Annotated in this window: 4 protein-coding genes; all 4 read left to right on the forward strand. The window is 69.3% G+C overall.

The features are described from left to right. The first annotated feature begins 47 nt into the window (after nucleotides 1-47). The 4 genes from valS to H504_RS0113015 all read left to right on the forward strand — a co-directional run bounded on the left by valS (nucleotide 48) and on the right by H504_RS0113015 (nucleotide 6,563). On the forward strand, nucleotides 48-2,504 hold the full coding sequence (valS, locus tag H504_RS0112995; protein WP_026423136.1) for a valine--tRNA ligase: 2,457 nt from the start codon (nucleotides 48-50) through the stop codon (nucleotides 2,502-2,504). Between the two features lie 298 nt (nucleotides 2,505-2,802). After that, complete coding sequence (locus H504_RS34755) at nucleotides 2,803-3,771, forward strand: hypothetical protein (protein ID WP_157440377.1); 969 nt, start codon at nucleotides 2,803-2,805, stop codon at nucleotides 3,769-3,771. 93 nt (nucleotides 3,772-3,864) lie between these two features. Next, on the forward strand, nucleotides 3,865-6,177 hold the full coding sequence (locus H504_RS0113010) for an FdhF/YdeP family oxidoreductase (protein WP_026423137.1): 2,313 nt from the start codon (nucleotides 3,865-3,867) through the stop codon (nucleotides 6,175-6,177). A gap of 140 nt (nucleotides 6,178-6,317) precedes the next feature. Beyond that, on the forward strand, nucleotides 6,318-6,563 hold the full coding sequence (locus H504_RS0113015; protein ID WP_026423138.1) for a mycoredoxin: 246 nt from the start codon (nucleotides 6,318-6,320) through the stop codon (nucleotides 6,561-6,563). Nucleotides 6,564-7,492 lie beyond the last annotated feature (929 nt).

Here is a 7,492-nt window from a genome sequence, read left to right on the forward strand (position 1 = left end):
GCGAAAACAGGTCGAACCGGGAGCGCGACGACCACTACCGTCCGTTCATGGCGCACACACCCACGCCCCCGCAGCGCCCGTCCCTGGATGGGCTGGAATCGACCTGGTCGAAGCGGTGGGCCGAGGTAGGCGTATACGCGTTCCGCGGCGATAGGCCCCGCGAGGAGGTCTACTCGATAGACACACCGCCGCCGTCAGTGTCGGGAAGCCTGCACATCGGGCACGTGTTCTCGTACACGCACACAGACGTCATCGCGCGCTATCAACGCATGCGCGGCAAGGACGTGCTGTACCCGATGGGCTTCGACGACAACGGTCTGCCTACCGAGCGCCGTGTGCAGATGGTGCACAACGTGCGGTGCGACCCATCGTTGCCCTACGACCCCGATTTCGCTCCTATGGGCAACCCAACCGCCATCTCGCGTCGCAATTTCGTCGAGCTGTGTGCGCGGCAGACCGCCGAGGACGAGCAGGCGTACGAGGCTCTATGGCGGCGGTTGGGCCTGTCCGTGGACTGGACCCGCACGTACACGACCATCGGTGAACGAGCGCGGCGGCTGTCACAGCGGTCGTTCTTGAGGCTGCTCGCGGCCGGTGAGGCGTACCAGGCCGAGGCGCCGACGCTGTGGGATGTCGGGTTCGGCACCGCGGTGGCCCAGGCCGAGGTGGAACACCGCCCGGTTAAAGGGGCCTGGCACACGCTCCGATTCGGCGACGACATCGAGATCGAGACGACGCGGCCGGAGCTGCTACCAGCCTGCGTCGCCCTCATCGCGCACCCCGACGACGAACGCCACCGCTCTCTCGTGGGCTCTACCGTGCGCACGCCCGTGTTCGGTGTGCCCGTGCCGGTCTTGACGCACCCGGACGCGGACCCGGAGCGCGGTAGCGGTCTGGTGATGTGTTGCACCTTCGGCGACCTGACCGACGTGCGGTGGTGGCGCGAACTGGGCCTACCGGTGCGTTCCGTGATCGGACGTGACGGGCGTTTTCTCCCCGAGGCCCCGGACGGGGTGCCGCAGGAGCTGTACTCGACGCTGGCGGGCGCGACCGTCCACACGGCACGACAGCGGATGGTGGAGCTGCTCGGTGACGCGTTGGTGGGTACGCCGAGGCCGGTGGAGCGTCCGGTGGCGTTCTTCGAGCGCGGTGACAAACCGCTCGAAATCGTCTCGGGACGGCAGTGGTTCATCCGTGCATCGGCCTACCGGGAGGCCATGCTCGACAGGGGTAAGGAGCTGGATTGGCGTCCGGCGCACATGCGGTCCCGGTATGAGAGCTGGGTCGAAGGGCTCGCGGGTGACTGGTTGATCAGCCGTCAACGGTTCTTCGGGGTGCCGTTCCCCCTGTGGTACGCCGTTGACGCCAACGGCGAACCCGACCACGACAAGCCCATCCTGCCCGACACGCTGCCAGTCGACCCTGCCTCGGACACGCCCCCGGGCTACCGGCCCGATCAGCGCGACGCGCCTGGTGGGTTCACCGCAGACCCCGACGTCATGGACACGTGGGCCACGTCGTCCCTAACACCGTTGCTTGTGTGCGGCGCGGACGACGACCCTGACCTCTTCGCGCGCACGTATCCGATGGATCTGCGGCCCCAGGCCCACGAGATCATCCGCACCTGGCTGTTCACCTCCGTGCTGCGCGCGCACGTCGAAACCGACTCGCTGCCGTGGCGCCGGACCGCCATCTCCGGCTGGGTGGTGACTCCGGACCGGCGCAAACTGAGCAAGAAGTCCGGCAACGCCACCAGGCCGGACGCGCTGCTCGACACCTACGGCGCGGACGCGGTCAGGTATTGGGCCGTCTCCGCCCGACCTGGTGTGGACACCGTGTTCGACGAGACCAAGATGCGCGTGGGCCGCAGGCTCGCGACCAAGCTGCTCAATGCCAGCCGCTTCGTCCTCGGCATCGGCCCAGGTGAGACCCCCACACACGGGTTGGACCAAGCGGTGCTGGCCGAGTTGGGCGCGGTGGTCGCCGACGCCACGGCCGCCCTTGACGTCTGCGACTACACGGAGGCGTTGGAGCAGATCGAGCGGTTCTTCTGGTTCTGGTGCGATGACTACCTGGAACTGGTGAAGGACAGGGCCTACGAAGGCGATGACTCCGCCCGCGCCACGCTGCGGATAGGGCTGTCGACGCTCCAGCGTCTACTCGCCCCGTTCCTGCCTTACGCCGCCGAGGAGTCGTGGTCGTGGTGGCAAGAGGGCTCGATCCACACCAGCACCTGGCCTGCGGTCACTGGCAGTTACACCGGGGCGGAGATGCTGGCACCGGTAACGGCGGTGCTGTCCGCGATCCGGCGGGCCAAGTCGGAGGCGCGGAGATCAATGCGCTGGCCGGTGGCCGAGGTGCGGGTGGCGTGTTCGCCTTCGGCGGAACGCGCGCTGTGCGTCGCGACCGGTGACCTTCAGTCAGCGGGGACCGTTCGGACCCTCACTTACACCCGTTCGACTGATGGTGAGCTCGCCGTGGCCGTCACCCTTTCGCCGGAGTAGCGCCGTGACCTGCGCCACTCCCGACTCACCGGGACCGCACCGGTACGGAAGGGGGCGCACCCGCAGTGTCCCGTCGGCCGGGTGCTGACCCCGGTCTGCGCCGATCGGGTGACACAGTGCGATCGCAGACCCGGCACAGTGACCGTTGGTCCGGCCTCGACGGCCGTTCACCGCAGCGTGGCGGGTCTCGCCCGAACCGTTGCTAACACGGGCTGTGGCCATATCGATGAGCTGTTCACCAGGCAGTCGACACCTCAACCGGACCGGTTCGCCGATCTGGAACGCCCTTGGGGGGCCGGTGGACCAACGTGAGTACGGCGATCACGCGGCGTTACAAGATGCCGTGTGGCGTCGGCGGGTGCGCGAGTCGGCGCGGGCCGACGTGAAGGCGATGTTGCGCGGGACGCGGCGTCGTCGGGTTGAGCGCTGGCTGGTGACGGCCATGGTGCTCGCCGCGACCGTCGCCGTCGTCATGCTGCTCGCCGGTGTCGGCGTCTTCAGCCGCGGCGGCAAGGCGGCCGCGCCCGGCGGCGGCAGCACCGACAGCAACGCGCTGACCGTGGTCGACATGGACCACCCCTTCGAGTTGACCCCGGCCGCCCAGTGGGCCGACGGGGCCGCGGGCATCGAGGTGCCGCCCGCGATGCAGGTGGGCGAGTTCAGCGCCGCCGAGGTCGCCGACGCGACCCACCGGGTCCGCGACGTGCTGGTCGCCAGCAGGCTCGACCAGGCGATGCTGCGCGACCACGACCCGTCGCGCTACCTCGCGCTGCTCGCCCCGGACAACGCCCGCCAACTGCGGCCGCTGTTCGGCACCGGCCGCGAGCAGCAGGCCCAGGCGCTGGTCAGCATGGTCGACAAGGGCACGACGCTGTCCAGGGCCGAACCCAAGGTCAAAGGCACCATGACTGTGTCGGCGGGCGGTCCGGGAGAGCTGGTCGTGCGCACGAACTACGTGTTCGCGTACGCGTTCACGGCGGACCCCGCGCAGCCGCCGGTCGACCCGATGAGCGTGGTCGTGGTGGTCCGCGCCGACATCCAGTACGTCCTGCTCAAGGGCACCCGCTGGACCGAGGCCAGCCAGGGCCTGTGGTACCGCGACGTCAACGGCTTCTTCTACTCGATCTCCTGCGACGCCTACCACAAGGGCTTCATCGCCCCGGCCTACCAGGACAAGTCGCAGAGCCACTCGGCGCCGCGGCAGGACAAGACGACCTACTTCAACCCCGACGCCGCCGTCCCGGCCGAGAGCGGTTGTCCGAACTGACCAGTGGTCTAGACCGATAGAGTACAGATCCCCAGGTCAATGGCCTGTGGACAACTTTTTGCACTACTTGCGTTGGTGGACAACCATGGACACATGGTCAGCACACCGCCCGAACGGGATGTCGTCGAAGCCGAACTGGACGTCACGCCGCACAAGGAGTGGGCCGCCGGGATACCGGGGGTCGCCGTCTCCCTGCGGCGCGGGGTCGAGCAGATGGGCGCCGTCCGCACCGCGCGCACCCTCCGCCTGCTCAACCAGCGCGAGGGTTTCGACTGCCCCGGTTGCGCGTGGCCGGAGCCGCACGGGCACCGCAAGCTGGCCGAGTTCTGCGAGAACGGCGCCAAGGCGGTCGCGGAGGAGGCGACGCTGCGGCGGGTCGGTCCGGAGTTCTTCGCCACGCACTCCGTCGCCGCGCTGGCCGAGCGCACCGACTACTGGCTGGGTCAGCAGGGCCGCGTCACCCACCCGATGCTGCTGCGGGCAGGCGCCACCCACTACGAGCCGGTGAGCTGGGCAGACGCGTTCTCGCTGGTCGCCGATCGGCTGCGCGCGCTGGCCAGTCCGGACGAGGCGGTGTTCTACACGTCCGGGCGCACCAGCAACGAGGCCGCGTTCCTGTACCAACTGCTGGTGCGCGCGTACGGCACCAACAACCTGCCGGACTGCTCGAACATGTGCCACGAGTCTTCCGGGGCGGCGCTGGCCGAGACAACCGGCATCGGCAAGGGATCGGTGACGCTGGCCGACATCACCAGTGCCGACCTGGTGGTGGTCGTCGGCCAGAACCCGGGCACGAACCACCCGCGGATGCTGAGCGCGTTGGAGGAGGCCAAGGGCAACGGGGCCAGGATCATCGCGGTGAACCCGTTGCCCGAGGCCGGGCTGATGCGGTTCAAGAACCCGCAGAACGTGCGCGGCGTGATCGGCAAGGGCACCAAGCTGGCCGACGTGTTCTGCCAGATCAAGCTGGGCGGCGACCAGGCGCTGTTCCAGGCCATCGGGAACCTGCTGCTGCGGTGGGAGGCGGAACGCCCGGGAACGGTCGTCGACCGGGAGTTCGTCGACACGAGCAGCGAGGGGTTCGAGGAGTACGCGGCGCACGTCGGCGCGCTGGACTGGGCGCAGGTCGACGCCGCGACCGGGCTGTCCCGCGAGGAGATCGAGCGGGTCGCCCGGATGTTCGCCGAGTCGGAGCGGACGATCGTGTGCTGGGCGATGGGACTGACCCAGCACAAGCACTCGGTGCCGACCATCCGCGAGATCGCCAACGTCGTGCTGCTGCGCGGGATGATCGGCAAACCGGGCGCGGGACTGTGCCCGGTGCGCGGGCACTCGAACGTGCAGGGCGACCGGACCATGGGCATCTGGGAGAAGATGCCGGAGAAGTTCATGGCCGCGCTGGAGACCGAGTTCGGGATCACCGTGCCGCGCGAGCACGGGTACGACACGGTGCACGCGATCCGGGCGATGCGCGACGGTCACGCCAAGGTGTTCTTCGCCGTGGGCGGGAACTTCGTGTCCGCGACGCCGGACACAGCCGTCACCGAGGCCGCGCTGCGCCAGTGCGACCTCACGGTGCACGTGTCGACCAAGCTGAACCGGTCGCACGTCGTGCACGGCCAGACCGCCCTGATCCTGCCGACCCGCGGCCGCACCGAGCGGGACACGCAGGCGAGCGGCGACCAGTTCGTCACCGTCGAGGACTCGATGTCGGTCGTGCACCGCTCCCGTGGCCGGTTGGAACCGGCCTCGTCTTCGCTGAAGTCCGAGGTCGAGATCATCTGCGGCCTGGCCGCGGCGCTGTTCGGTCCCGACCACCCGGTGCCGTGGTCGTCCTTCGCCGGCGACTACGACCTCATCCGGGATCGGATCTCCCGCGTCGTCCCCGGCTGCGCGGACTACAACGCGCGGGTCCGCCAGCCCGATGGTTTCGTGCTGCCGCACGCCCCGCGTGACTCGCGCGAGTTCACCGGCACCCGCAACAACAAGGCCGTCTTCACCGCCAACCCGCTCACCGTGCTGCGCGTCCCGCCGGGTCGCCTGCTCCTGCAGACCCTCCGCAGCCACGACCAGTACAACACCACCATCTACGGCCTCGATGACCGCTACCGCGGTATCAAGGACGCCCGGCGCGTCGTGTTGGTGAACCCCGCCGACATCACCGCCCTCGGTCTGGCCGACGGCCAACTCGTCACCCTCACCAGCGAGTGGCCCGACGACCCGACCGGCACCCCCGAACGCTCCGCCCCGCACTTCCGCGTCGTCGCCTACCCCACCGCCCAGGGTTGCGCCGCCGCCTACTTCCCGGAGGCCAATGCCCTCATCCCCCTCGACTCCACCGCCGACACCTCCAACACCCCCACCTCCAAGTCGATCGTCGTCCGCCTCGACCCGGAGCCGTTATGACCCCAGCCTCGGCACGGAACAGGCAGCCCACCTGCCGGTTTCCACGCCCGTGTGAGCCCCGCCTCACCTAGGCATTCCGGGTGCCGCCACTACGTTGACACCTGACACACGGTCATCCGATCGCCTTGAGGGAGCCCACCATGTCCGCGCCGCAGACGCTCACCATGTACTCCACCACTTGGTGCGGCTACTGCCGCAGGCTGAAGCTGCAACTCGACGCCGAGGGCATCGAGTACGTGGAGGTCAACATCGAGGAAACCCCCTCCGCCGCCGACTTCGTCATGTCGGTGAACGGCGGGAACCAAACCGTGCCCACCCTCCATTTCCCCAACGGATCAGCGCTGACCAACCCGTCACTGGCCGAGGTCAAGGCCCAACTCGTCTAACCCAGACCACCCCACCCGGCAGCCAAAGCCGAGCGGCCGGCCAGTCACGCGGCCAACTGGCGGCAGCCAGTGGGCGGCAGCCGGTCGGTCGAGTGGCACGGCCGGTTGTGGCACGGCCGGCTGGCGGCCGGTCGGCGCGATCAGTTGGCGGCGCGGCAGCTAGCAGCCGGTCGACTGGACGACGCGATCAGGTGGTGGCCCAGTCGGCAGACTGGCGCAGTCGGCTGGCTGCGCCGTCAGGTGATGGCGCGGGTCGCTGGCGGCCTTGGCTGGGTGGCGCGATCCGCTGGCGGCGCGGCAGCTAGCAGCCGGTCGGCTAGGTGGCTCGGTCAGGTGGTGGAGCGGTCGGCAGGGGTGGCCCGATCGGCTGGCTGCGCAGTCAGGTGGTGGCGCGAGTCGCCAGCAGCCGGCCACTCAGGTGGCGCGGTCAGGTGGTGCGCGGTCATTCGTGGCGCGGACCGCTAGCGGCCGGTTGGCTGGGTGACGTGGGCGGATGAATGCACAGTCGAGCGGTGGCGCGGGTCGCTAGCAGCCAGTCAACTAGACGCGCGTGCAGGTGGTGGTTCGGTCGTTCGTGGCGCGGGTCGCTGGTGGCCGGGTGGCGGGATCGGCTCACGGCGCGGCAGCTAGCAGTAGGTCGACTAGATGGCGCGATCAGGTGGTGGCGCAGTCGGCAGGGTGGCGCGATCGGCTGACTGCGCAGTCGAGCGGAAACGCAAGTCGCTAGCGGCCGGCTAACTAGTGGCTCATGCAGGTGGTGGCTCGATCGTTCGTGGCGCGGGTCGCTGGCGGCCGGTCGGCCGGGTGGCGCGGTCGGCTGGTCGCGCAGTCGGCTGGTCGCGCAGTCGAGTGGTCGCGCAGTCGAGTGGTCGCGCAGTCGAGTGGTCGCGCAGTCGAGTGGTCGCGCAGTCGAGTGGTCGCGCAGTCGA

The sequence above is a fragment of the Actinokineospora inagensis DSM 44258 genome (genome assembly GCF_000482865.1).
GTDB classification, from domain to species: domain Bacteria; phylum Actinomycetota; class Actinomycetes; order Mycobacteriales; family Pseudonocardiaceae; genus Actinokineospora; species Actinokineospora inagensis.